At 65.4% G+C, this 24,265-nt stretch carries 27 protein-coding genes; 18 read left to right on the plus strand and 9 right to left on the minus strand.

From position 1 onward, the window contains the following. The first annotated feature begins 546 nt into the window (after positions 1–546). The 12 genes from LU671_RS27675 to LU671_RS27730 all read left to right on the plus strand — a co-directional run bounded on the left by LU671_RS27675 (position 547) and on the right by LU671_RS27730 (position 15,326). Complete coding sequence (locus tag LU671_RS27675) at positions 547–690, plus strand: hypothetical protein (protein WP_181427902.1); 144 nt, start codon at positions 547–549, stop codon at positions 688–690. Positions 691–739: 49 nt separating this feature from the next. Then, entirely contained in the window at positions 740–1,801 is a 1,062-nt protein-coding gene (locus LU671_RS27680) for a 3-deoxy-7-phosphoheptulonate synthase (protein WP_232857611.1), read from the plus strand. A gap of 79 nt (positions 1,802–1,880) precedes the next feature. Continuing rightward, positions 1,881–2,162, plus strand: coding sequence for a peptidylprolyl isomerase (locus tag LU671_RS27685; protein WP_232857613.1), 282 nt, complete (start codon positions 1,881–1,883; stop codon positions 2,160–2,162). Between the two features lie 16 nt (positions 2,163–2,178). Then, on the plus strand, positions 2,179–4,101 hold the full coding sequence (locus tag LU671_RS27690; RefSeq protein ID WP_442964155.1) for an extracellular solute-binding protein: 1,923 nt from the start codon (positions 2,179–2,181) through the stop codon (positions 4,099–4,101). Continuing rightward, on the plus strand, positions 4,098–5,156 hold the full coding sequence (locus LU671_RS27695) for a microcin C ABC transporter permease YejB (RefSeq protein WP_028688956.1): 1,059 nt from the start codon (positions 4,098–4,100) through the stop codon (positions 5,154–5,156). Before LU671_RS27690 ends, LU671_RS27695 begins: the two co-directional genes overlap by 4 nt. Next, on the plus strand, positions 5,156–6,172 hold the full coding sequence (locus tag LU671_RS27700) for an ABC transporter permease (RefSeq protein ID WP_232857615.1): 1,017 nt from the start codon (positions 5,156–5,158) through the stop codon (positions 6,170–6,172). Before LU671_RS27695 ends, LU671_RS27700 begins: the two co-directional genes overlap by 1 nt. 162 nt (positions 6,173–6,334) lie before the next feature. After that, positions 6,335–7,720 (plus strand): sigma-54 interaction domain-containing protein, encoded by a 1,386-nt coding sequence (locus LU671_RS27705; protein ID WP_232857617.1) that lies wholly within the window; start codon positions 6,335–6,337, stop codon positions 7,718–7,720. Positions 7,721–7,998: 278 nt separating this feature from the next. Further along, positions 7,999–9,390 carry a GntP family permease gene (locus LU671_RS27710; RefSeq protein ID WP_232857619.1) on the plus strand — a complete coding sequence of 464 codons (1,392 nt, stop codon included), beginning with the start codon at positions 7,999–8,001 and terminating at the stop codon, positions 9,388–9,390. 11 nt (positions 9,391–9,401) lie between these two features. Beyond that, a complete protein-coding gene (gene hbdH / locus LU671_RS27715; protein ID WP_232857620.1) occupies positions 9,402–10,172 on the plus strand; it encodes a 3-hydroxybutyrate dehydrogenase in 771 nt (256 codons plus the stop codon). Positions 10,173–10,384: 212 nt separating this feature from the next. Next, complete coding sequence (locus LU671_RS27720) at positions 10,385–12,334, plus strand: acetoacetate--CoA ligase (RefSeq protein ID WP_232857621.1); 1,950 nt, start codon at positions 10,385–10,387, stop codon at positions 12,332–12,334. Positions 12,335–12,497: 163 nt separating this feature from the next. Further along, a complete protein-coding gene (locus tag LU671_RS27725) occupies positions 12,498–12,773 on the plus strand; it encodes a peptidylprolyl isomerase (protein WP_008095636.1) in 276 nt (91 codons plus the stop codon). Between the two features lie 120 nt (positions 12,774–12,893). Beyond that, on the plus strand, positions 12,894–15,326 hold the full coding sequence (locus LU671_RS27730; RefSeq protein WP_232857622.1) for an autotransporter family protein: 2,433 nt from the start codon (positions 12,894–12,896) through the stop codon (positions 15,324–15,326). Here LU671_RS27730 and LU671_RS27735 read toward each other — a convergent pair. Then, entirely contained in the window at positions 15,323–15,946 is a 624-nt protein-coding gene (locus LU671_RS27735; RefSeq protein ID WP_232857624.1) for a LysE family translocator, read from the minus strand. The two genes, LU671_RS27730 and LU671_RS27735, sit on opposite strands and share 4 nt — an antisense overlap. A gap of 136 nt (positions 15,947–16,082) precedes the next feature. Between LU671_RS27735 and LU671_RS27740 the strand changes: the two genes are divergently transcribed. Continuing rightward, positions 16,083–16,898 (plus strand): AraC family transcriptional regulator, encoded by an 816-nt coding sequence (locus LU671_RS27740; protein ID WP_232857632.1) that lies wholly within the window; start codon positions 16,083–16,085, stop codon positions 16,896–16,898. Positions 16,899–16,961: 63 nt separating this feature from the next. Beyond that, a complete protein-coding gene (locus LU671_RS27745) occupies positions 16,962–17,582 on the plus strand; it encodes a LysE family translocator (RefSeq protein ID WP_232857634.1) in 621 nt (206 codons plus the stop codon). Here the strand turns inward: LU671_RS27745 and LU671_RS27750 are convergent. Further along, on the minus strand, positions 17,560–18,255 hold the full coding sequence (locus LU671_RS27750; protein ID WP_232857636.1) for a metallophosphoesterase: 696 nt from the start codon (positions 18,253–18,255) through the stop codon (positions 17,560–17,562). The two genes, LU671_RS27745 and LU671_RS27750, sit on opposite strands and share 23 nt — an antisense overlap. A 74-nt stretch (positions 18,256–18,329) precedes the next feature. Here LU671_RS27750 and LU671_RS27755 point away from each other — a divergent pair, with 74 nt between their 5' ends. Further along, the gene (locus LU671_RS27755; RefSeq protein ID WP_232857638.1) at positions 18,330–18,836 is read left to right on the plus strand and encodes a DUF3016 domain-containing protein; all 507 of its coding nucleotides are present in this window, start codon (positions 18,330–18,332) and stop codon (positions 18,834–18,836) included. Between the two features lie 3 nt (positions 18,837–18,839). On the opposite strand, the gene LU671_RS27760 is transcribed toward LU671_RS27755, so the two are convergent. Continuing rightward, the gene (locus tag LU671_RS27760; protein ID WP_232857647.1) at positions 18,840–19,364 is read right to left on the minus strand and encodes a DUF2867 domain-containing protein; all 525 of its coding nucleotides are present in this window, start codon (positions 19,362–19,364) and stop codon (positions 18,840–18,842) included. Between the two features lie 141 nt (positions 19,365–19,505). Here LU671_RS27760 and LU671_RS27765 point away from each other — a divergent pair, with 141 nt between their 5' ends. Next, positions 19,506–19,748: a hypothetical protein gene (locus LU671_RS27765; RefSeq protein WP_232857649.1), complete on the plus strand. Its 243-nt coding sequence runs from the start codon at positions 19,506–19,508 to the stop codon at positions 19,746–19,748. Positions 19,749–19,855: 107 nt separating this feature from the next. Here the strand turns inward: LU671_RS27765 and LU671_RS27770 are convergent, their stop codons facing one another. Further along, positions 19,856–20,356 carry a methylated-DNA--[protein]-cysteine S-methyltransferase gene (locus tag LU671_RS27770; protein WP_232857651.1) on the minus strand — a complete coding sequence of 167 codons (501 nt, stop codon included), beginning with the start codon at positions 20,354–20,356 and terminating at the stop codon, positions 19,856–19,858. Positions 20,357–20,506: 150 nt separating this feature from the next. Between LU671_RS27770 and LU671_RS27775 the strand changes: the two genes are divergently transcribed. Beyond that, positions 20,507–21,016, plus strand: a complete 510-nt coding sequence (locus LU671_RS27775; protein ID WP_232857653.1) for a GNAT family N-acetyltransferase — start codon at positions 20,507–20,509, stop codon at positions 21,014–21,016. On the opposite strand, the gene fos is transcribed toward LU671_RS27775, so the two are convergent. From fos to LU671_RS27790, 3 genes are all read right to left on the minus strand, one after another. After that, positions 21,007–21,417 (minus strand): fosfomycin resistance glutathione transferase, encoded by a 411-nt coding sequence (gene fos, locus LU671_RS27780; protein ID WP_203646610.1) that lies wholly within the window; start codon positions 21,415–21,417, stop codon positions 21,007–21,009. The two genes, LU671_RS27775 and fos, sit on opposite strands and share 10 nt — an antisense overlap. 79 nt (positions 21,418–21,496) lie before the next feature. Continuing rightward, positions 21,497–21,844 (minus strand): hypothetical protein, encoded by a 348-nt coding sequence (locus LU671_RS27785; protein WP_232857654.1) that lies wholly within the window; start codon positions 21,842–21,844, stop codon positions 21,497–21,499. A gap of 137 nt (positions 21,845–21,981) precedes the next feature. Then, positions 21,982–22,521, minus strand: a complete 540-nt coding sequence (locus LU671_RS27790) for a GNAT family N-acetyltransferase (protein WP_232857655.1) — start codon at positions 22,519–22,521, stop codon at positions 21,982–21,984. A 154-nt stretch (positions 22,522–22,675) separates the two neighbouring features. Between LU671_RS27790 and LU671_RS27795 the strand changes: the two genes are divergently transcribed. After that, the gene (locus tag LU671_RS27795) at positions 22,676–23,122 is read left to right on the plus strand and encodes a hypothetical protein (RefSeq protein WP_232857657.1); all 447 of its coding nucleotides are present in this window, start codon (positions 22,676–22,678) and stop codon (positions 23,120–23,122) included. Between the two features lie 77 nt (positions 23,123–23,199). Here the strand turns inward: LU671_RS27795 and LU671_RS27800 are convergent, their stop codons facing one another. Next, positions 23,200–23,580: a hypothetical protein gene (locus LU671_RS27800; protein ID WP_110738881.1), complete on the minus strand. Its 381-nt coding sequence runs from the start codon at positions 23,578–23,580 to the stop codon at positions 23,200–23,202. 271 nt (positions 23,581–23,851) lie between these two features. Beyond that, on the minus strand, positions 23,852–24,049 hold the full coding sequence (locus LU671_RS27805) for a hypothetical protein (protein WP_232857659.1): 198 nt from the start codon (positions 24,047–24,049) through the stop codon (positions 23,852–23,854). Positions 24,050–24,265 lie beyond the last annotated feature (216 nt).

The raw sequence follows: 24,265 nt of genomic DNA on the forward strand, positions 1-24,265 counted from the left end.
CACTGATTTTGCCTCCAATTGGGCGCCATCATAGCGCCCGATGAAGGTGTCCAAAATCATTAGGCCAGTTCACCTTGTGCCGCGAAAGGGCTGCACCGCAGCCCCGGCGTTCTTTGCAACAACGCTGAAATCCCGGGGCCGCTACGCAGCCCTTTCGCGGCACAAGGCCGCTCCTACAGGTTGGCGTGGTACCTGTGTGCCGCTCCCACGCAATCGAATCAATAGCATTTAGTGATTGAACACCCGCGCAAAGGTGCAGTAAGCTCGGCCTCAATCACTGGAGAGCAACATGTCGAAACAAACCCGCAACCACGCCAACCACACCGGTCGCTCCGCGCACCGCGTGCTGGCCGTTGCCGGTCGTAACGCCGTTGCCAGCTTTTATTTTGGGTATTGGTTTAGCCACTAGGCGCCGATGACCCATCCGGCGCCCACCTTCGAGGGGCCGCCGAACATGAGAATACTCAAACCCCCGGTCGGCTCCCCGACCGGGGGTTTTGCTTTTCCGGGCCCACGAAACACACCGATTACCTTGAGGACAGCGTCATGAACTACACCACCTACTACCGCACCTATGCATGGCGATTTAGCCAGTTCCGTTCGGGCCAGCCTGCCGCCTCCGTTCGGTCGATTTCCGGTGGCAATGCCGCACAGACACCCCATTTGACGATCAGTCGAACACCTCGATAGGGCCGACGACGCGGGCCAGAACCCGCCGTCCGCCCAGGGAAAAAACGCCATGCAAGCCTCGAACCTCGCCCTGCCCCTGACCCAGCCGCACGCTGCCAACACCACCGTCAGCCAGCGCCTGCCCAGCCCGCACCTGCTCAAGCAGCAGATGCCGCTGTCCAGCGAACTCACCCAGCAAGTCCACGCGCACCGCCAGGCGATCCGGGCCATCCTCGAAGGCCGCGACGAACGTCTGCTGGTGGTGGTCGGCCCCTGCTCGATCCATGACCCGCGCTCGGCCCTCGAATACGCCGACCGCCTGGCCGCGCTCAGCCGCGAAGTCGACGACAAGCTGCTGCTGGTGATGCGCGCCTACGTAGAGAAGCCGCGCACCACCGTGGGTTGGAAAGGCCTGGCCTACGATCCGCACCTTGACGGCAGCGACGACATGCACGCCGGCATCGCCCTGTCCCGCGGCCTGATGCTGGGCATGCTCGAACGCGGCCTGCCGATCGCCACCGAGTTGCTGCAGCCGATGGCCGCCGGCTACTTCGACGACCTGCTGGGCTGGGCCGCCATCGGCGCACGCACCACCGAATCGCAGATCCACCGCGAGATGGTCAGCGGCCTGGAGCTGCCGGTCGGCTTCAAGAACGGCACCGACGGCGGTATCGGCATCGCCTGCGACGCCATGCGCAGCGCCGCCCACCCGCACCGCCACTTCGGCATGGACGCCCAGGGCCACCCGGCGATCATCGAGACCCTGGGCAACCCCGACACCCACCTGGTGCTGCGTGGCGGGCACAAGGGTCCTAACTACGACGCCCAGAGCATCGCCCTGGCCCGCCAGGGGCTGGCCAAGGCAGGTCTGGCGCCACGGATCATGGTCGACTGCAGCCACGCCAACAGCGGCAAGGACCCGGCGCGCCAGCCGGCGGTGTTCGAAGATGTGCTGGCCCAGCGCCTGGCCGGCGACCGTTCGCTGGTCGGGGTGATGCTCGAAGGTCACCTGTTCGATGGTTGCCAGGCCCTGGGCAAAGGCGCGCTGAAGTACGGCGTGTCGATCACCGACGGCTGCCTGGGCTGGGACGCGACCGAGGCCCTGCTGCGCGAGGCTGCCGCACGCCTGTAAGCCTGCATGGCAAGCCTTGCGAGACACGGCACGAACAAGTGCGCTAGGCTTGCCTTTTTGATCCCAAGGAGCAGTACCCATGGCCCGAGCCACCGCCCGCCACATCCTGGTTGCCAGCGAAGAGAAGTGCAACGAACTCAAAGCGCAGATCGAAGCCGGCGCCGACTTCGCCGAAGTCGCCAAGGCCAACTCCACCTGCCCGTCCAGCCGCCAAGGCGGCGACCTGGGCTCGTTCGGCCCGGGCCAGATGGTCAAGGAATTCGACACCGTGGTCTTCAGCGCGCCGCTGAATGTCGTCCAGGGTCCGGTGAAGACCCAGTTCGGCTACCACCTGCTGGAAGTGACCAGCCGTCAGGACTAAGTCATCGCAGGCGATGATGTCCCCTGTGGGAGCGGGTTTACCCGCGAATGCGCCCGTACATGCAACATCGTTGCCTGAGCTGACGCATTCGCGGGTAAACCCGCTCCCACAGGTGCTGTGTTGCATGATCCTGTGGTGCTCGCTCTCGTTAGCCCACGCCGCCCCCACCCACGCCCTCACCGTCTACGCCGAAGCCCCGCGCTACCCTGCGAACTTCCGCCATTTCGACTACGTCAACCCCGACGCCCCCAAGGGCGGCAGCCTGCGCCGCTCGGCCATCGAGATCGGCAATTTCGACCATATCCTGCCCTACATCGACAAAGGCATCGGCGTCAGCCAGGTCGATGGCTGGCTGTACGCACCGCTGGCCGTGCGCTCACTCGATGAACCCTACACCGTCTATGGCCTGATCGCCCAGCGCATGGAACGCGGCCCCGACGACGCCTGGCTGCGCTTCTACCTCGACCCCCGCGCCACCTTCGCCGACGGCAAGCCGGTACGGGCCGAGGACGTACGCTTCAGTTACGAATTGCTGATGAACCAGGGCAGCCTCAAGTTTCGCACCCAGTTCGCCGATGTCGCCGCGGTGGCGGTCGAAGGCCCGCGCCAGGTGCGCTTCGACTTCAAGCAACCCCATGGCCGTACCCTGGCCCTTGAACTGGCCGGCCTGCCGGTGCTGCCCGAGCACGACTGGCAGCAACGCGACTTCGCCAACGGTGCCGGTTTCGACAAGCCAGTGGGTAGCGGTCCGTACCGCATCGGCAGGATCGATAACGGCCGCAGCATTACCTTCGAGCGCGATGCGAGCTGGTGGGCCCGGGACCTGCCGGTCACCCGCGGGCTGTACAACTTCGCGCGTATCGGCGTCGAATTCTTCGGCGACACCGAAGTGGCCCGCCAGGTACTTAAGGGCGGGGGCTACGACTACAACCGCGAGTACTCCGCTACCGCCTACACCCTCGGCTACAAGGGTGCGCCTCTGGATGACGGGCGCCTACAACGCGCCCACCTCGCCCCGGCCAAGCCGCAGATCGCCCAGGGCTTCGTGTTCAACCTGGACAAGCCGCAATTCAAGGACCGCCGCGTGCGCCAGGCCCTTGGCATGCTCTGGGACTTCGAGTGGAGCAACCGGCAGATGATGCGCAACATGTACATCCGCCAGCAGAGCCTCTACTCCAATACGCCTCTGGCCGCCCGCGCCCTGCCCGACGCCGAGGAGCTCAAGCTGCTCGAGCCACTGCGCAGCCAAGTGCCGGACGAAGTGTTCAGCCGGGTGTTCAGCGCGCCGGTCACCGACGGCTCCGGCATCATCCGCCAGCAGCAACTGCAGGCCCTGGCCTTGCTGCAGGACGCCGGCTGGCATCCCCAGGGCGATCGGCTGGTCAACGCCCAGGGCCAGCCGCTGAGCTTCACCTTCCTCAATGGCCAGTCGGGCCTGGAGCGCCTGCTGCTGCCGTGGAAGCGCAACCTCGCACAGATCGGCGTCGAGCTGAACATCCGCAACGTCGACTCCGCCCAGTACGTCAACCGGGTGATGGCCCGCGACTACGACATGATCGTCACCGGCTACCCGGTGACCCTGTCCCCGGGCAGCGAGCAGTACAACTACTTCGGTTCCGCCGCGGCCAACGATCCGGGCTCGAACAACCTGATGGTGCTCAAGGACCCGGCGGTGGACCGCCTGCTCGACGGCCTGGTGCGCGCCACCAGCCAGGCCGACATGCTGCGCCACGCCCGCGCCCTGGACCGGGTGCTGCAATGGAACTACTACTGGATTCCCAACTACTACCCGCCGGGCAGCTCGACAGTGTGGTGGAACCGCTTCGGCCTGCCCAAGGTACAGCCGGCCTATGACGAGGGCCTGGACACCTGGTGGGAAGTCAGCCCCCGGGCACTGACCAACTCGCAGATGGCCGAACGGCTGCGGAGCGCGCCATGACCACCTACATCCTGCGCCGCCTGCTGCTGATCATCCCCACCTTGCTGGCGATCCTGCTGGTGAACTTCGCCATCGTCCAGGCCGCGCCCGGCGGGCCGGTGGAACAGGCCGTGGCGCGCCTGCAGGGCATCGGCGGCGGCGCGCCGGGCGCCCGGGTCGAGGCAGTGCAAGGCGAGTCCCGGGCCACCCGCGGCCTGGACCCGAAGCTGATCGAGGAGATCAAGCGCCAGTACGGTTTCGACAAGTCCGCGCCCGAACGGCTGTGGCTGATGCTCGGCCAGTACGCACGGCTGGATTTCGGCCAGAGCTTCTTCCGCGGCGCCACGGTCACCGAGCTGATCGTGCAGAAGCTGCCGGTGACCCTGTCGCTGGGCTTCTGGGCCACGCTGATCACCTACCTGGTGTCGATCCCGCTGGGCATCCGCAAGGCGGTACGCCATGGCAGCCGTTTCGACGCCTGGAGCAGCGCGTTGATCGTGATCGGCTACGCCCTGCCCTCGTTCCTGTTCGCCCTGCTGTTGATCGTGTTGTTCGCCGGCGGCACCTCGCTCAACTGGTTCCCGGTGCGCGGCCTGGTCTCGGAGGACTTCGACCAGCTCAGCCTGCTGGGCAAGGTCGCCGACTACTTCTGGCACCTGGTGCTGCCGGTCGGCGCCCTGGTGATCGGCGGCTTCGCCACCCTGACCCTGCTGACCAAGAACGCCTTCCTCGACGAGATCGCCCGCCAGTACGTGGTCACCGCCCGGGCCAAGGGCCTGAGCGAGCGCCGGGTGCTGTACGGCCATGTGCTGCGCAACGCCATGCTGCTGGTGGTGGCCGGCCTGCCCCAGGCGCTGATCACGGTGTTCTTCGCAGGTTCCCTGTTGATCGAGGTGATCTTCTCCCTCGACGGCCTCGGGCGCATGAGCTACGAGGCGGCGGTATCGCGGGATTACCCGGTGGTGTTCGGCACGTTGTTCATCTTCACCCTGGCCGGGCTGCTGATCCGCCTGCTGGGCGACCTGTGCTACACGGTGCTCGACCCGCGCATCGATTTCGACGCGAGGGGCCGCTGATGTTTTCGCCCATCGCCCGGCGGCGTCTGCGGCGTTTTCGCGACAATCGCCGTGGCTGGATCTCGCTGTGGTTGTTCGCCGGGCTCTTGCTGCTGAGCCTGGGCGCGGAGCTGGTGGCCAACGACAAGCCGTTGCTGCTGGGCTACCAGGGTGAGCTGTACACCCCGGCGCTCAAGCGCTACACCGAGCAGCAGTTCGGCGGGCAGCTGCCGTTCCAGCCTGACTACCGCAGCCAGTACGTGCGCCAACTGATCGAGGGCCAGGGCGGCTGGATGCTGTTCGCGCCGATCCCGTTCAGCGCCGATACCCCCAACTACGACCTGCAGGTGCCCACCCCCAGCCCGCCCAGCGCGAGCAACTGGCTGGGCACCGACGACCAGGGCCGCGACGTGCTGGCGCGGGTGCTGTATGGCACGCGGATCTCGCTGTTGTTCGCCTTCGCCCTGACCCTGATCAGCGTGCTGATCGGCGTTACCGCCGGCGCCCTGCAGGGCTACCACGGCGGCTGGGTCGATCTGCTCGGCCAGCGCCTGCTGGAGGTGTGGTCGGGGTTGCCGGTGCTGTACCTGCTGATCATCCTGTCGGGGTTCGTCGAGCCGGACTTCTGGTGGTTGCTGGGGATCATGGCGCTGTTCTCCTGGCTGGCCCTGGTCGATGTGGTGCGCGCCGAATTCCTCCGCGGGCGCAACCTGGAGTACGTCAAGGCGGCACGGGCGCTGGGGCTTTCAGACACCCAGGTGATGCTGCGGCATATCCTGCCCAATGCCCTGAACGCGACCCTGACCTATGTGCCGTTCATGCTCACCGGGGCGATCACCACCCTCACCGCGCTGGATTTTCTCGGCTTCGGCATGCCCGCCGGCAGCGCCTCGCTGGGCGAGCTGGTGACCCAGGGCAAACAGCACCTCGAGGCGCCTTGGCTGGGCTTTACCGCATTCTTTGCCCTGGCGTTGATCCTGTCGTTGCTGGTATTCATCGGCGATGCGCTGCGCGAGGCGTTTGATCCTCGCATGTAGGAGCGGCCTTGCCGAGGCGTCGGACCGGCCGGAAAGGGCCGCAGAGCGGCCCCGGGATTTCAGTGGCGACGCAAAGATCGCTGGGGCCGCTTTGCGGCCCTATCGCGGCACAAGGCCGCTCCTACACGTTCGGCATATATTTCGATTACGGGTATCCCTTCCATGCACGACAACCTCAAGGACTACCCCCAGGTCCGCCAACTGGCCATCCGCTCGCTGTTCGAGATCATCGAGCAATCCAGCGAAGGCACGGTGATCGTCGACCGCCAGGCGCGCATCGTCTGGATGAACGAGCGCTATGCCCGCCGTTTCGGCCTGCAGGATGCCGCCAGCGCTATCGGCCAGCCCTGCGAGGCGGTGATCCCCGGCAGCCTGATGCGCGAGGTGGTGAGCAACGGCAAGCCGATCCTGCTGGACATGCTCGACACGCCGAACGAGCCGCTGGTGGTGATGCGCCTGCCGATCCACGACGGCCAGGGCGCGCTGATCGGTGCCATCGGCTTTGCCCTGTTCGACGAACTGCGCAGCCTGTCGCCGCTGCTCAAGCGCTATGCCAGCATGCAGCAGGAACTGGCCTCGACCCGCTCGCAGCTGCGTGCGCGCCAGGCCCGCTACAGCTTCGCCCAGTTCGTCGGCAGCAGCCCTGCCTGCCTAGAGGCCAAGCGCCGCGCCCGCCGCGGCGCGACCAGCGACTCGCCGGTGCTGCTGCTCGGCGAGACCGGCACCGGCAAGGAGCTGCTGGCCCACGCCATCCATGCCGCCTCGGCGCGGGCGCACAAGGCGTTTGTCAGCATCAACAGCGCGGCGATCCCCGAAGCGTTGCTGGAGGCCGAGTTCTTCGGCACCGCCCCCGGCGCCTTCACCGGCGCCGACCGCAAGGGCCGCAGCGGCAAGCTGCAACTGGCCGAAGGCGGCACCTTGTTCCTCGACGAGATCGGCGACATGCCCCTGGCCCTGCAGAGCAAATTGTTGCGTGTGCTGCAGGAGAAGGAATACGAGCCGGTGGGCAGCAACCAGATGCTGCGCAGCGACGTGCGGATCATTGCCGCCACCTCCATCGACCTGCAGGCGGCCATGGCCCGGGGGGCGTTTCGTGCCGACCTGTACTACCGGCTGAACGTGCTGCCGGTGCAGGTGCCACCGCTGCGCGAACGCCTGGAAGACCTGCCGGCGCTGTGCGAGGCGATCCTCGCCGAGTTGGGCAGCCAATATGAGCTGGAGGCCGAGGCCCAGGCATTGTTGGGGCGGCATGCCTGGCCCGGGAATATCCGAGAACTGCGTAATGTGCTGGAACGGGCGACCTTGCTGGCGGATCAGCCGCGCTTGAATGTGTCGGACTTGGTCAGTGCATTGGGGCCGTTGAGCCCGGTGGCCGAGACAGCGCCGCAATTGGGGTACCGGGAGGCCTGCGCGCAGTTTGAACGCGGGCTGATTGTGCAGGCCTTGGCACGCAGTGGCGGGAATGTGCCGGAGGCGGCAAAGGCATTGGGATTGGGGCGCTCGACGCTGTACAAGAAAATGGTGGTGCTGGGGATATTGTCTCAATAAAGAGATTTAAGTTTCATAATAGAGACTGTTGCGAGGGCTTCGCCCTCGATCGCGGGGCAAGCCCGCTCCTACAGGGATTGGTGATACTCGCAAATACACCGCCCCCTGTAGGAGCGGGCTTGTCCCGCGATGGCCTTCAGCCCATATGCATCTCTAAACAGAGACAAAAAAATCAGCAAAAGAACATTTATTCAATAAAATCAATTAGTTAGAAGCATGGCACGATTCCCGCTATCTCCCCGGCAACCATAAAAACAACACCCTGGAGATCCCCCTCGATGACCGTGCTCATCGCCCTCGCTGCCCTGGCCCTGCTGATGCTCGCCGCCTACCGCGGCTACAGCGTGATCCTCTTCGCCCCCATCGCCGCCCTCGGCGCCGTGCTGCTCACCGACCCTGCCGCCGTGGCCCCGGCCTTCACCGGGGTGTTCATGGAGAAAATGGTCGGCTTCATCAAGCTGTACTTCCCGGTGTTCCTGCTCGGCGCCGTGTTCGGCAAGCTGATCGAACTGTCGGGCTTCTCGCGCTCGATCGTCGCTGCCGCCATCCGCCTGCTTGGCACCCGCCAGGCCATGCTGGTGATCGTGCTGGTCTGCGCCCTGCTCACCTACGGCGGCGTGTCGCTGTTCGTGGTGGTGTTCGCGGTGTACCCGTTCGCCGCCGAGATGTTCCGCCAGAGCAACATCCCCAAACGGCTGATCCCGGCGACCATCGCCCTGGGTGCGTTTTCCTTCACCATGGACGCCCTGCCCGGCACCCCGCAGATCCAGAACATCATTCCCAGCACCTTCTTCAACACCACCGCCTGGGCCGCGCCCTGGCTGGGGCTGATCGGCACGCTGTTCGTGTTCTGCGCCGGCATGCTCTACCTGCAACGCCAGCGCAACAAGGCCCAGCGCAAAGGCGAAGGCTACGGCAGCAACCTGCGCAACGAGCCGGAAACCGCCGATGATATCGCCCTGCCCAACCCCTGGCTGGCGCTGGCGCCACTGCTGCTGGTGGGGGTGATGAACCTGCTGTTCACCCACTGGATTCCGCAGTGGTACGGGACCAGTCATACCCTGCAACTGCCAGGCATGGCCACGCCGGTGCACAGCGACGTGGCCAAGCTCACGGCGATCTGGGCGGTGCAGGCGGCCCTGCTGGTGGGCATCCTGATGGTGCTGGTGTGCGCCTTCGGCACCATTCGCCAGCGCCTGGCCGAAGGCACCAGGAGCGCGGTGAGCGGCGCCCTGCTGGCGGCGATGAACACCGCCTCGGAATACGGTTTCGGCGCGGTGATCGCCTCGCTGCCGGGCTTCCTGGTCCTGGCCGACGCCCTGCGCGGCATCCCTAATCCGCTGGTCAACGAAGCCATCACCGTCACCCTGCTGGCCGGCATCACCGGCTCCGCCTCCGGCGGCATGAGCATCGCCCTGGCGGCCATGAGCGACAGTTTCATCGCCGCCGCCAACGCGGCGAACATCCCGCTGGAGGTGCTGCACCGGGTCGCCGCCATGGCCAGCGGCGGCATGGACACCCTGCCGCACAACGGCGCGGTGATCACCCTGCTGGCGGTTACCGGGCTGACCCACCGCGAGGCCTACAAGGACATCTTCGGTATTACCCTGATCAAGACCCTGGCCGTGTTCGTGGTCATCACCACGTTCTACGCTACCGGCATCGTATGAAGGAGAACGGCATGACGCTCAAAGGCAAGACCGCATTGGTCACCGGTTCCACCAGCGGCATCGGCTTAGGAGTAGCCCAGGTGCTGGCCGAGGCCGGCGCCGACATCCTGCTCAACGGCTTTGGCGACCCGGCGGCCGCCATTGCCGAGATCAGGCAGCACGGGGTCAAGGTGGCCCACCACCCCGCCGACCTGTCCGACATCGCGCAGATCGAACAGATGTTCGCCATGGCCGGGCGCGAGTTCGGCGCGGTCGATATCCTGGTCAACAACGCCGGCATCCAGCATGTGGCACCGGTCGAACAGTTTCCGGTGGAGGCCTGGGACAAGATCATCGCGCTGAACCTGTCGGCGGTGTTCCACGGCAGCCGTCTGGTGCTACCAGGCATGCGCGCGCGGGGCTGGGGGCGAATCGTCAACATCGCCTCGGTGCACGGCCTGGTGGGCTCCACCGGCAAGGCCGCCTACGTCGCCGCCAAGCATGGCGTGGTCGGCCTGACCAAGGTCATCGGCCTGGAGACTGCCACCAGCAACGTCACCTGCAACGCCATCTGCCCGGGCTGGGTGCTGACCCCGCTGGTGCAGAAGCAGATCGACGACCGCGCCGCCAACGGTGGCGACGCGCAGCAGGCGCAGCACGACCTGCTGGCCGAGAAGCAGCCTTCGCTGGCCTTCGTCACGCCCCGGCATCTCGGCGCGCTGGTGTTGTTCCTGTGCAGCGAGGCCGGCAGCCAGGTGCGTGGTGCCGCCTGGAACGTCGATGGCGGCTGGCTGGCCCAGTAAGCGTCTAGAATGATGGTCGGGGTTGCGCATTCTCTGTGTGTAGGAGCGGCCTTGCGCCGCGAAAGGGCCGCAAAGCGGCCCCGGCGATCGATGATGTGACACCAATGGTTGGGGGGCTGCGATGCAGCCCTTTCGCGGCACAAGGCCGCTCCTACAGGGGGAGCGCAAGCCCTGAAGAGGCGAGTGGATCAGCAATCACCGAGGGTCCCGGCATGAACGACGTACTCTGGCGCCCCTCCACCTCCCGCATCGAAGCGAGCCGGATGGAAGCCTTCCGCCGCCGCGTCAACCGGCGCTTCAATCTCCAGCTCGACAGCTACGCCGCCCTGCACCGCTGGAGCATCGAGCAGCGCCCGCAGTTCTGGCAGGCCCTGGCCGAGTACTTCCATGTGCGCTGGCACACGCCACCGACGAGCATCCTCGAGGAAGGCGAGCACATGGCCGACGCTCGCTGGTTCCGCGGCGCCACCCTGAACGTCGCCGAGCATCTGCTGCAACGCCGCGACGACCGTCCCGCCGTGGTGGCCGTGCGCGAGGACGGCACTCGCCACCGCCTCACCCACAACCAGCTGGCCGGCCAGGTCGCCGGACTGCAACAGGCCTTCAGGCAGGCTGGCATCCAGCCCGGCGACCGTATCGCCGCGGTAATGCCCAATACCTGGGAAACCCTGGTGGCCATGCTCGCCGCCACCAGCCTCGGCGCGGTCTGGTCCAGCTGTTCACCGGAGTTCGGCAGCCACGGCATCATCGACCGTTTCGGCCAGATCGCGCCCAGGCTGCTGGTGGCCTGCGCCGGTTATCAATATGCCGGGAAGGTCATCGACCAGGTGGAGAAAATCAACCAGGTCGTGGCCCAGCTACCAAGCGTCAAGCAGTTGCTGGTGGTGCCGCATACCCGACCGCAGACCCGCGCCGATGAGTTCATCGGCGCGCCGACGAGCCTGTGGGCCGATTACTTCACGCCCGGCGGGACGCCGATCTTCACCGCGCTACCCTTCGATCATCCGCTCTATATCCTGTACTCCAGCGGCACCACCGGCGTGCCCAAGTGCATCGTCCACCGTGCCGGCGGCGTGCTGCTGCAACACCTCAAGGAACATGGCCTGCACAACGACCTCAAGGCCGACGACGTGCTGTTCTACTACACCACTTGCGGCTGGATGATGTGGAACTGGCTGGCCAGCGGCCTGGCGGTCGGCGCCACCCTGCTGCTGTACGACGGCTCGCCGTTCCACCCAGGCCCCGCGCGCCTGCTCGACCTGATCGACGCCGAAGGGATCCACGCCTTCGGCACCAGCGCCAAATACCTTGCCGCCCTGGAACAGGCCGGTGTCGAACCGGCCAAGTCCCACCGCCTCGACAGCCTGCGGCTGATTCTCTCCACCGGCTCGCCCCTGTCACCGCACAGCTACGACTATGTCTATGCCAAGGTGAAGCCCGACGTGTGCCTGGCGTCCATGTCCGGTGGCACCGATATCGTCGCCTGCTTCGTGCTCGGCAACCCGCTGCTGCCGGTGCGCCGTGGGGAAATCGCCGGCAAGGGCCTGGGCATGGCGGTGGATGTTTGGAACGAACAGCGACAGTCGATTACTGGCGAGAAAGGCGAGCTGGTCTGTACCCAGCCCTTCCCTTCGATGCCGCTTGGCTTCTGGGGCGACGACGATGGCAGCCGCTACCATGAGGCGTATTTCAGCCAGTTCGAGGGCATCTGGTGCCAGGGCGACTATGCCGAGCAGATACCCGGCGGTGGCCTGGTGATCCACGGCCGTTCCGACGCCGTGCTCAACCCCGGCGGCGTGCGCATCGGCACCGCGGAGATCTATCGCCAGGTGGAAAAGGTCGAGGAGGTGCTGGAGAGCGTGGCCATCGGCCAGGACTGGCACGGCGACGTGCGCGTGGTGCTGTTCGTGCGCCTGCGCGACGGCCTGCAACTGGACGATGCCCTGCGCCAGCGTATCCGCCAGGTGATCCGCCAGTACACCACGCCGCGCCATGTGCCGGCGGTAATCGCCCAGGTCGACGACATCCCGCGCACCCTCAGCGGCAAGCTGGTGGAACTGGCGATCCGCAATGTGGTGCATGGCCTGCCGGTGAAGAACACCGATGCCCTGGCCAACCCCGAGGCGCTGGAACAGTTCCGCGACCGTGCGGAATTAAGGTAACTGGAGAACCTCGTGGGAGCGGGCTTGCCCCGCGATTTGGCACCGACTTCGTCGGTGTTCGCGGGGCAAGCCCGCTCCCACGCCCCCGCGACAGCCGCGCTGCCCCAGGTTCTCCGACATCAGGCATAATGTCGGCTTTTTGTCCTGAAGCACAGGTACCCCAATGAAAGCCCAAGCCCGCCATATCCTGGTCAAGACCGCTGACGAAGCCGAAAAGCTCAAGCAGCGCATCGCCAACGGCGAGGCCTTCGACGTGCTGGCGAAGAAATTCTCCACCTGCCCGTCCGGCAAGCGCGGCGGCGACCTGGGCGAAGTGCGCCCTGGCCAGCTGGTCGGCGCCATCGACCAGGTGATCTTCAAGAAGCCCCTGCGCGTGGTGCACGGGCCGATCAAGAGCAAGTTCGGTTATCACCTGGTGCAGACGTTCTACCGCGACTGACAGGCGGCGGCCACTGGCCACCTGACATTTCTGCCAGTTGTGCCCCTCTCCCAGACCTCTATACAACCGGGTTGAGCCTGCATGCGCTGCGGGCCTTCCCGGAACCATGGAGGTCTACCCATGCGAACGCGCCTGCTGTTGACTCTCGCCACCCTGCCCCTGCTGAACGTGCCCACCGCCCAGGCGGCCTGCAGCTTCACCGCCGGAGCAGGTGACGATACGTACATCTGCGACAGCGGCACAGCAGCCACGTTGATTGACACCAATGGCAACAACAGCCTGGGCATGCCAGTCGGTGGGACAGGCCTCATCAGTGGCGATGTGACCTTCGGCGCCGGTGCGGACCGTATCGACATGGCCTCCGGCAACGTCGGCGGCAACGTCGACCAGGGTTCGGGCATCGACGACTTCAAGATCAGCGGTGGCGTAATCGAGGGCAACCTCAACCAGGGCGATGGCCTGGATACCTTCCGCATGACCGGTGGCTGGATCAAAGGCACCTTCGACAGCGGCGACCATGCCGAAATGGACGCCGGGCGAATCGGCAACGTCAACATGCGCCTGGACAAAAACACCTTCATCATGCGCGGCGGCGTGATCGACCGGAACATCATCACGGCCTTCGACAAGGACTATGTGGAGATCTTCAACGGCGCCGTGGGTGGCAATATCAGCGTCAGTGGCGGCGACGACCGGGTGCTGGTGCATGGCGGCCGGATAGGCGGTGATGTGTTGCTTAGCACGGGCAACGACACGTTCACCTGGGACGGTGGACGTATTGCCGGTCGCGTTGACCTTGGGCCTGGTGATGATCAGGCCCTGCTCAAGCGCCTGGAGCAGGATGCACTGTCCATCCCGCTCGACGGCGGCACAGGCAACGATACGTTGACCTTCAACGCCAGCCGGAGCACCGGGGGCGGCCAGTACCTGAACTGGGAGCGGATTGCGCTGAACGCGGGTAGCCACCTGGAGCTGACCGACACCTTGCGCCTCGGCGATGCGGATACCGGTCGTGGCACATTGAGCATCGATGCCGACAGCACCCTCGTTTCCCGGCAAGGCATCATCTCTGCCGTTGCCACAGGCCAGCCGGCGACTGTGAGCAATGCCGGCACCATTGACCTCGGCACGGGCCAGAACAAGCTCGGCACGTTGACGATCCAAGGCAACTACGAAGGCGCCAACGGCACCCTGCGCCTCAACAGCCAGCTGGCTGGGGACGATGCGGCTTCCGACCGTCTGGTGGTCAGCCAGGGCGCCATCACCGGCAGCACCCGGTTGCTCGTCAACAACCTCGGTGGCACCGGCGCCGCCACCACCCAGAACGGCATCCAGGTGGTCGAGGCCCGCGACGGTGCCACCAGCAGCGCCAACGCCTTCGTGCAGACCCAGACACTCTCGGCCGGCGCCTACGACTACCGCCTGTTCAAAGGCGGCGTGACTGCGGGCAGCGAGAACAGCTGGTACCTGCGCTCGACACTGGTCGCGCCACCTGCGCCCGCGCCGGGTGAGCCTCCCGTTACACCGCCCGTGCCGGCGCCGGCGCCCGGTCAACCCGATCTTCCCGACCCGGTGGCCGGCGAGAGCGTGCCGCTGTACCGCCCGGAAGTGCCCGTGTATGCCGCTGCCCCTCGAGGCGCCGCGATCATCGCCCGCCAGGCCCTGGGCACCTTCCACCAGCGCCAGGGCGACCAGCGGTTGCTGGCTGGCCAGGGCGCATTGCCGGCCAGTTGGGGCCAGGCCTATGGCGGCGCATTGCGCCAGCGCTGGAGCGGTACCGTCAGCCCGAGCCTGGATGGCGACCTGCAGGGCTTCAAGGTGGGCCAGGACCTCTATGCCACGGTCAGTGACAATGGCTATTATCGCCAGCAGATGGGTGTGTACGTCGGCCACAGCCGGCTGGACGCCGACGTCAAAGGCTTTGCCCTGGCCGTGGAAGACCGCCGCGTCGGCGACCTGGTGCTCGATGGCAAGAGCGTCGGCGTCTACTGGACGCTGGTCGCGCCGCAAGGCGGGTACCTCGACACGGTCGTCCAGTACACCGACCTCGATGGCCGGGCGCGCTCGGACCGCGGCGGCAAGCTGGAGCTTGACGGCCATGCCTGGAGCGCGTCGGTTGAGTCCGGCTTGCCGATTGCCTTGTTCGAGCGCTGGACCCTGGAGCCGCAAGCGCAGCTGATCGCCCAGAAGACCTCGCTGGACAGCGCCAGCGACGGCGTCTCACGCATCAGCCATGACGCCCAGGTGGAACTGACCGGTCGCCTTGGCGTGCGCCTGGAAGGCACTTTCAAGGCCAGCGGCGATCGCCTGCTACAACCTTACGCACAACTAAACCTGTGGCATGGCGACGGCGGTCGCGACACCTTGACCTTCGATGGCGTGGACAGGATCAAGACCGACTACCGTTACACCTCGGCGCAACTCGAAGGCGGCCTGGTGGCCCAGGTCAACCGGGCCTTGAGCCTGCACGGCGGCATGCAATACACCAGCAACCTGGATAGCCGCCAGCAGGAAGCCAGCGGCGTGAACCTGGGCGTACGCTGGCAGTTCTAGCGCCGTGCGGCGAGCAGGCCGATACCGGCGCAGCCCAGCAGCGACGCGCTGATCCGATTGAACAGCCGCCGTGGCCCGGGCCGCTCGAACCAGCGCTGCAGGTAGGCGCCAAGCCCCGCGTAGATGGCGATGGCCGCCCACTCCAGCAGCAGGAACAGCACGCCCAGTTGCAGGAACTGTTCGCTCACCGGCGTGGCGCTGCCCATCGAGACGAACTGCGGCAGGAAGGCGGTGAAGATCAGAATGGCCTTGGGGTTGCCCGCCGCCACCCAGAACTCCTGGCGCGCCAGTTTCCAGGTGCCGCGCGGCTGCTCGCCAGCCACCGCCGTCTCGCCGACCGGCGCCCGCCACAGCTGCCAGGCGATATAGAACAGATAGCCCGCGCCCAGCACCTTGATCGCCAGGAACAGGTACTCGCTGGTGTGCAGCACCACGGCCAGGCCCATGGCCGCCAGGGCGATCATGCCGCTGAAGGCGAGCAGGCGCCCGCCGCCGGCCACGCAGGCGGTGCGCAGGCCATAGCGGCTGGCGTTGTGCAGGGACAGCAGGTTGTTGGGGCCCGGCGCCATGTTCAGGGCGAAACAGGCGGGGATGAACAGCAGCAGGCTCGACAGGTCCATTATTCTTCTCCAGCGGGGACCGTCGCAGCGTCGCGTCTGGCGGGCGTGCGCGTCAAGCACAGCGGCGCGGCAAATGGCCGGAACAGTAGGTAGACGCTAGACTGGCGCCCTGCGTCCATTTCCAGGCTCCCTCGACATGCCCCTTCCGAGCAGCGAAATCTGGCACGATCCGGCCTTGCCCTATGTCGAGAGCCGACGCGCCTGCCACAGCCGCGCCTGCTACAAGGCCCACAGCCACCCAAGCTTTTCCATCGGCGCGGTGGATGCCGGCCAGAGCCGCTTCACCGGGGCTGGCGACGGACAGGTGCGCCTGACGCCTGGCACCCTGGTGTTCGTGCCGGCCCAGCGGGTGCACGCCTGCAATCCCGAACCTGGGCAGGCCTGGAGCTACCAGATGCTGCACCTGGACGCCGACTGGCTGCGCTGCCTGTGCCTGGAGTCGGGCGTTGCCGCCGACCAGCCCGCCTCAGCGGCTCGGATCAGCCGCTCGGCGGCGCTATACCAGCAGTTCTGCGCGCTGAACACCCTGCTGTTTTCCAGGGCGACGGCGTTCGAGAAAGAGGCGGCACTGGTGAGCTTTCTTGGCGACAACGACTTCTCGATCCATCGGGACTTGCCACCCGCGCCGCCCCTGCCGCCTTCGACACTGCGCGACCTGCTGGCCCATGCCGAGGAGCAGGCGTTGGCCGAACTGAGCCTTGATGGCCTGGCACGGCTGGCGGGCATGGGGCGCTATCAATTGATCCGGGCCTTCAACATCGCGACCGGCATGACACCCCATGCCTACCTGCTCAACGCCCGGATAAACAAGGCCCGGCAACTGTTGCGCCAGGGCCGGCCGCTGGCTGAAGTCGCGTATCGCCTGGGCTTTGCCGACCAGAGTCACTTCCAGCGAGTGTTCAAGGCGCATGCGGGGGTAACGCCGGGGGCCTACCGCGCAGCCTTGCAATAATCTTCAATACCCGCCCTATTGCCCGGTCACAGACTACGGTTTCCTCGTTCTGGAAGCCCGCCCATGCAACTGTTCCTGCTCATCGCCACCGCCCACTTCCTCGCCCTGCTCTCCCCGGGTCCGGACTTCTTCCTGGTGGCCCGGACCTCGGCCAGCGCCGGTTGGCAGGTGGCCAGTGGCGCCTGCGCAGGCATCGCCCTGGCCAATGGCGTGTTCATTGGCGCGGCGTTCGCCGGGGTGTCGTTTCTGCGCGACGGCAGCCCGCTGTTCGTCGCCTTGCAACTGGCCGGCTGCGGCTACCTGCTGTACATCGGGCAACTGTTCCTGCGCCATGCTGGAAAGAGCGGCCTGACGGGGGCTTGCGCCAACGCTTCATCGCGCGCCAGAGGCTGGCTGAACAGCCTGGGCATGGGGTTCGCCTCGGGCATCCTCAACCCGAAGAACGCGCTGTTCTACGCCAGCCTGGCGAGCATGATCGCCAGCAGCAGCACCTTGGCCAAGCTGGCCTACGGCACCTGGATGTTCGCCATCGTCCTGGCCTGGGACCTGCTGGTGGCCGTGGCCATCGGCAATCAGCGGGTGCTGCGCCGCTTCGCCCGCGCCCTGCCCTGGCTGGAACGCGCCTCGGGGGTGATGCTGATCCTGCTCGCCAGCGGCGTGCTCATGCACCTGGCCCTGGGCTGAGCAACGTCAGCCCCCGCAGTTCGAGCAGGCTGAAATGGCCACGGCTCCAGCCGCCGGTGTCCAGGTGCCAGACATTGCCCAGCACCTTCACCTCCAGCACCGGCGTATGCCCGACCAGCAAGGCCCGCAGGCCCTTCACCGGCCGGCTGTCGCCCTCCTTCAGGCGCCGTCGCGACCACTGGCACACCTCGCGCACCTCGGGGTCATCCCCGGCCTGCAGGTTCACGCATAGGCGCTGCCAGTCGTCGAACGGGCTGTCGGCGTGCAGCAGCCCAACCGGACCGTCGGGTGTGTCGACCTGCAACGCGATCGGCAACCGCTCGAACACCTCGACGAATCGCGCTTGCTCAGTTTTCGGCAGGTCGAGGAACCAGCCGCCGCCGGCCGCCCGGTACATGTCCAGGTCGACCCGACCACCGCGCAGGTGATTGACCGCCAGCGACTCGTGGTTGCCCTGCACCGCGTGGAACCAGGGCTTGGCCAGCCATTCCAGCGCCTGCGGGCTGGCCGGCCCGCGGTCGACCAGATCGCCGACGCTGAACAGGCGGTCGACCGCTGGATCGAATTCGACAGCTTCGAGGCATACTTGCAAGCGCTCGAAGTGCCCGTGAATATCACCCACGGCCAGGTCACGCCCGCGGGTATTGGCGGTCATCCGCCGAAAAGCGCTCATTGCATCAGTCCTCTGCTTATGCCCCGCACCGGCGTAAAATAGGCAGGCAAGCCGCCCAACCCCGGAGGTGCATCATGCGTACCATCCTGGCCAGCGCCCTGTTGCTGGTGCTGGCATTCGACAGCATGGCACAGGGCACCCCGACCGCGCAGGTCGAGGTGCGTTTCGACCATCCGGAAAAATTCCGCGATGCCAGCCTCGACAACCGCGGCTACCCCCAGGGCGCCGACCCGCAGGTGATGAAGGCCATCACCCAGCACCTGCAGAAGCTCGGCCAGCGCTACCTGCAGCCTGGCCAGCAACTGGTCATCGACATCCGCGACATCGACCTGGCCGGGCGTTTCGAGCCGTGGCACAGCCAGGCCTACGATGTGCGCTTCATGCGTGAGGTCACCTGGCCCAGCATCGACCTCGACTACACCCTACAGCAGCCCGGGCAACCCGCGCTCAAAGCCCAGGAACACCTAAGCGACAAGATGTACCTCAGCCGCCCGGGACGTCTGGGCAGCAACGACCGGCTGTATGCGGAAAAGGCCATGCTTGGTGATTGGTTCCGTCAACGCTTCGCGCCGCCGTCCTGATCGTCACAACGCCAGCCGGCGCAGGGCGATGGGCGCGATCAGCCGATGGAACGGCGCCACCGGCAGCATATACAGGCGACCCAGCCAGTTGTGCGTGCGCACCACGGTGCTGACCAGTACCTCGCACCGTCCTGGGGCCGTGGGGCGGCGCATCAGGGCAATATGCACGTCCAGGTGATGATCGCAGTCGACCAGCAGCACCTCATTCACGCTGTTGCTGAGCAACGTGAAGATGCCCACCCGCTCTCCGGTTTGGTAGCTGTCCGGGGTGCGGGCCGGGTCGATGGCAGTCAACCGCCCCAGGTTCTTCAGCCCGAACAGCCCGACCAGGCGGTTGCGCAACACCATCATGTCGTCGATCCAGCCAGGCATGCTCGCCATCAGGCGCAGGAAGTGCGCCATGGCGGGCTGCCCATCGTCCGCCAGGTCGATTGCCCGGCAATGACGAAAGCCCGCCTGCGCGGCATGGGGGGCGATCAGCGAGTCGGCGGGGATGGCTGCGGCATGGGTCATTGTGGTCTCGTCCATGAAATCGACACATCGGCGCTGGGAGTCTGCGCCCGTCGATTGTATCCTCGTCAATCGACGACATGCCAAGGACGGATGCACCATGAGGACCTGCACACTGCGATCGGCGCCACAGACGGGCACTGCCGGGTTATCGGCCATATGAAATACGTGCTGGTGATCCTGGCCAGCTATGCCAGCGTCTGGTACCTGGTGGGCACCCTGATTCGCGGGCGCCTGGCCGATATCGCCGAAGGCCTTCGCCATCGCCCGGACGCCCCACCTCCAGGCCAGTACCTGCGAGAGGTCGAAGCCCACGCCCGCCGCGCCCACCGCCACTACAGCCTGATTGCCGGCAGCATGTTGGCCCTCGTGTTGGCGCTGCTCTGCCTCTGGCTCGGCTGAAAGCTAGTGTCCTGTCTCGGAAATAAGCTGTTCACTTTTGGCGGCGTCTTGAGCGCCCGGCCGGCGTTGCCACTCGCCAAAAGAGAACGTATTTCCGAGACAGTACACTAGAACTCCAGCGCCAGGCTCTGCCGCCCTTCCAGTGCCAACAGGAACTGCTTGGCCGGCAGGCCGCCGGCAAAACCAGTGAGGCTGCCCGAGGCTCCTATCACCCGGTGGCATGGCGCGATGATCGAGATCGGATTGCGTCCGTTGGCCGCGCCCACCGCACGGACCGCGTCGGGCTTGCCGATCTGTCGGGCAATCTCTCCATAGCTGCGGGTCTGGCCGAAGGGAATGGTCAACAGCGCCGCCCAGACCTCACGCTGGAACTCGGTGCCGGCGAAATCCAGTTGCAGCTCGAAGCGCTGGCGTTGCCCGGCAAAGTACTCGCCCAACTGGCGGGCAGTCTCGCGCAGCACGCCGTGCTGGTCATCACGGTGCAGGTCGCCCAGGCGCACCCGGTTCTCCCGCTCGTGCTCCCACAGCACGGCGGCCAGCCGCTCGCCCCGCGCCACCAGGGTCAGGGTGCCGACAGGCGATTGCATGAGGGTGAAGGCACAGGACATGACAGGCTCCGGCAGGACGACGATCACTGCACTGTACCCATCGTGGCGCGCCGGCGCATCCGCTTTCTTGCCAGGTCATCGCCACTGGCCAGCCTGGGCCTGCGCCCCGTACACTCAGGCGCCACTCGTTTTTCAAAGGATGGAAACACAGTGACCGACGCATCGCCCGACATCGTCATCGAACGGTTTGCCGAGCGGCACTTGCAGGGCATCGCCGCGCTCTACAATGAACCGGCCGTGTGCCGCCAGGTGCTGCAGATGCCCTACCAGTCCGTCGAAGTCTGGCGCGAGCGCCTGGCCGCCTACCACGAACGCCAGGTCCGCCTGGTGGCGGTGCACAAGGGCCAGGTGATCGGCAATATCGGCCTCGACCAGAGCACACGCATCCGCCAGGCGCACCTGGGCGAGCTGCTCATGGGCGTTGCCCAGGCCTGGCAAGGCAAGGGCGTCGGCTCGCGGCTGATGACGGCCATCCTCGACATTGCCGACAACTGGATGAACCTGCGCCGGGTCCAGCTCACCGTCTACGCCGACAATGAACCGGCGTTGGCGCTGTATCGCAAGTTCGGCTTCGAGACCGAAGGCCGGCTGCGCGATTACGGCGTGCGTGACGGGGTGTACGTCGATGCGCTGTGCATGGCGCGGATGCGTCAGTCGTAGAACACCATGCCCGCGTAGGGTTTGACCCGACAGGCAGCCAGCCGCGACTGCAGATCGCCGACATGGGCTTCGAGCTGGTGGCCGTCCGGGTCGAGGAAGTACAGTGAGTCGCCCTCGCTGCTGTCCTGTTTCCACAGGCTCACAGCATGCTCATGCAAGCGCTGGGCAAATGCCGCGAAATCGGTCTGGCGGATGGAAAATGCGTAGTGCGTGTAGTTGCGCTGCAAGTCGCCCGCCTCGACCTGGTCGACCGACAGGCACAGCCAAAGGTCGCCCAGACTCAGGTAGGCACCACGGTCCCAACGTGCATCGAGCTTGAAGCCCAAGATCTGCTGATAGAACACGATGCTGTCTGGCAGGTTCGAAACCGCCAGGGTGAGATGGTTGAGTCCGTTCAACATGAGAGGCACCTTGAGGTGAAGTGGGGCGGGATCGCTTCACGAGGCGCGATGGAAACTGGCGCGCCCCGCTAAGCTGCGATCATACCCGCGAACACATCAGCGCGGCATCGAGCAGGCGCCCCTTGTCATACCAGGCATCACGTTGGTACGCCGAGAACTGCTGCCGCCCGGCGGAGCCTTGAACCTTGACCAGCCCCTCGGCCTTGTTCGGGTCAGTGCTGGCGACAAACAGCTCCAGGGCGTCCTGGTTCTGCACGACATAGGTCGTGGCCGTGTCGGGAAGCTCGGCCTTGACGCAGTTCAGGTACTCCGGCGGGCTTTTCGCGGTCATGCCGAAGGTGTTGTCGCGGCCCGCACGGATATCGGGATCGTGTGCGCAGCCCACCAGCAACAGGCTGGCGGCCACTGCCATCATCAAACGGCTCATACAGACTCCAACCACCCCAGCAGGAAGCCCTGGACAGGGTCAGACACCTACCACCCTTTTTAATAGTCTGCTTACGATCTACAAGACTAGCTCCGGGTTATGGGCGCGGTAGGCCGGTTCGCTATATCGCATCGCTTTCAGGCCGGCCTGTGGATTCGGTAGAGCACGTGCGGCCGCAATGCATTGCCTTCAGGCACCGTCGGGTCGGGGAAGTCCTCCGCCGGATCCGAACGCATACCCAACCGCTCCATCAAAGCCCGCGACGGGGTGTTGATGCTGGAGGTGTAGCCGATGACCTGCCTTAGCCCAAGCGTTGACCACGCGTGCTCCAGACACGCGCTGGCCGCCTCGAAGGCGTACCCCTGCCGCCAGTGGCTGCGCCCGAAAATCCAGCCGATTTCGACCTGCGGGCCGCCCGGTATCTCATCCCCGGTCAAGGACAGTCCAAGCCCGCCGACCAGCGCGCCATCGACCTTGCGTTCGACGGCGACGAAACCGAAACCATGGACCTGCAGATGGTGATCGCAGTCCGCGAGCATCGACCGGGTTTCATCAGGAGACAGTATCGCGGGATAGTAGTAGCGCCTGACTTCGGGGTCGGCATTGACGAGGGCAAAGGTTTCGATGTCCCGCTCGGCCCAGGGACGCAGGACAAGACGCGGTGTTTCGATGAACATGGAGCGAGCCCTCACCGGCTTGATGTCTGCAAGACCTTGAAATCTAGCACAATTGCCACCCTGGTAAAGGTACCCAACCGATGCGTCCAAGTGCTGGGCGTTGCGAGGCGAGATCGCTAGAATGCGCGCTGCATTTTGAAAGGGATTTCACGCGATGATTTCGACAGGTACCGCGCCAGCCCGGCGCGTCGACCACTGGATTGCATTAGTCGCAGTGCTGTGGGCCATGACCAGCGCTACCCTCCTCACCCGGTTCGATGAATACTTCTGGGGCAATTTCGCACTCTTGCTGGCACCTCACGCCATCGTACTGGGCGTCTTGCTGATATTCAGAGGGCCATGGGCGGTATTCGCGGGCACGGAGATAGCGATGGCACTCTTCCTGAGCCTCTTCGGACTCTGGTTCTCCACGGGAGGGCGTGCCGAGGCAATGGCTTGGCTATGGTACTTCTTCAGTTTTCCCGGTGCCTTGGCTGGCGGTTTCCTGGCCATGCTTCGAACCAGGGATGCCACGCCACTGATCGCCGTGTCCCTGACTGCCAGTTGGGTCTTCGCAGGGATGCTGGTCGACCTGGCCAGCGTCTTCCTGTGGCTTTGGTAATGCCTGCCAGCCCGAGGACACACTTATGGACTCCGGCCGTGAACCGACCGGAATCCATGCAGGTCAATCAACCCTGATCAAGGTTTTCCGAACACATAGAAACTCAGGTTCGCCGAACTCTTGCCGGCGGCGAACAAACCACGCAGATTGCTCATCGAAACGCTGCGAATGTTGAAGGTCTCCTGGGTGGAGTAGTTCGCATCGATACTGACGTACTGCAGGTTCTTGTCGCTGCCGCCAGAGTAGTCCAGGCGCACCATGAACGTGCCCGCACCGGCGGTAGTCCTGAGGATGAAGGATTTGTACTGCTGGATCTGCGCTTCGACGAAGTTCGCGCCGGCCCGCTCTCCCTCCTTGCCCTTCACATCGCAACGACCGCTGCTCAGGTAGGTATAACCCGGAGGTACCTGGACATCGGCGGCCAGTTCTTCATCAAAAGCCTTTTGTTGCTGTGCCATGACTCATGCTCCTTATGAGTGGGACTTGCTTACCGCACGGGTGAGTGTACTAGCGTCCCGTGGGTCGGCTGCGCCGGCAGACAAGCGGAGCACCCATATGGATATCAATTAAAGATCTCAGACACTCGAACAGACAGAATGATCTGGCAAGGATCTGCGGAGCCCGCCAACCCTTTGGGCCGCGCTGTCGCGGTGGTAGCCGAGTTACTGGCATCACCAGCGTGGGAGCGGGCTTGCCCCGCGATGCGGTGCATGGCACCACGAAGGTCGCTCAACGCCGCTTGTTGAGCCGGGCCGTCAAGGCACCGAAGAACATGAACATCGAGCCGATATACAAAAGCACAAGATCGACTCCGGGGAACGCGACAGTCCCTACAAGCCAGGCAACCAAAAGGCCCGCTCCCACCATGCAACGTTGCCGAGCGGTGAATCGCTCACTCGTCGCTTTTATACGGTCCAGCCACGCCATCCACAGACTCCCTGTCAGGTAAGCGGCGCAGCATATCACCCCGGGCCTACCCCAGGACGAATACATGCACCTGTCCCCGATGCAGGGGGAGACATCCCCAGAAGTGGGGATCAGACACTGGCCTGCAGGAACACAAAGATCGCCACCACATCCACAGCCAGCACGGCAGCCACGACGAAGCTCATGAAATAGAAGTCATCCTGGAACATGTCTGCT

This window comes from Pseudomonas sp. NMI760_13 (assembly GCF_021283245.1).
GTDB classification, from domain to species: domain Bacteria; phylum Pseudomonadota; class Gammaproteobacteria; order Pseudomonadales; family Pseudomonadaceae; genus Aquipseudomonas; species Aquipseudomonas peradeniyensis.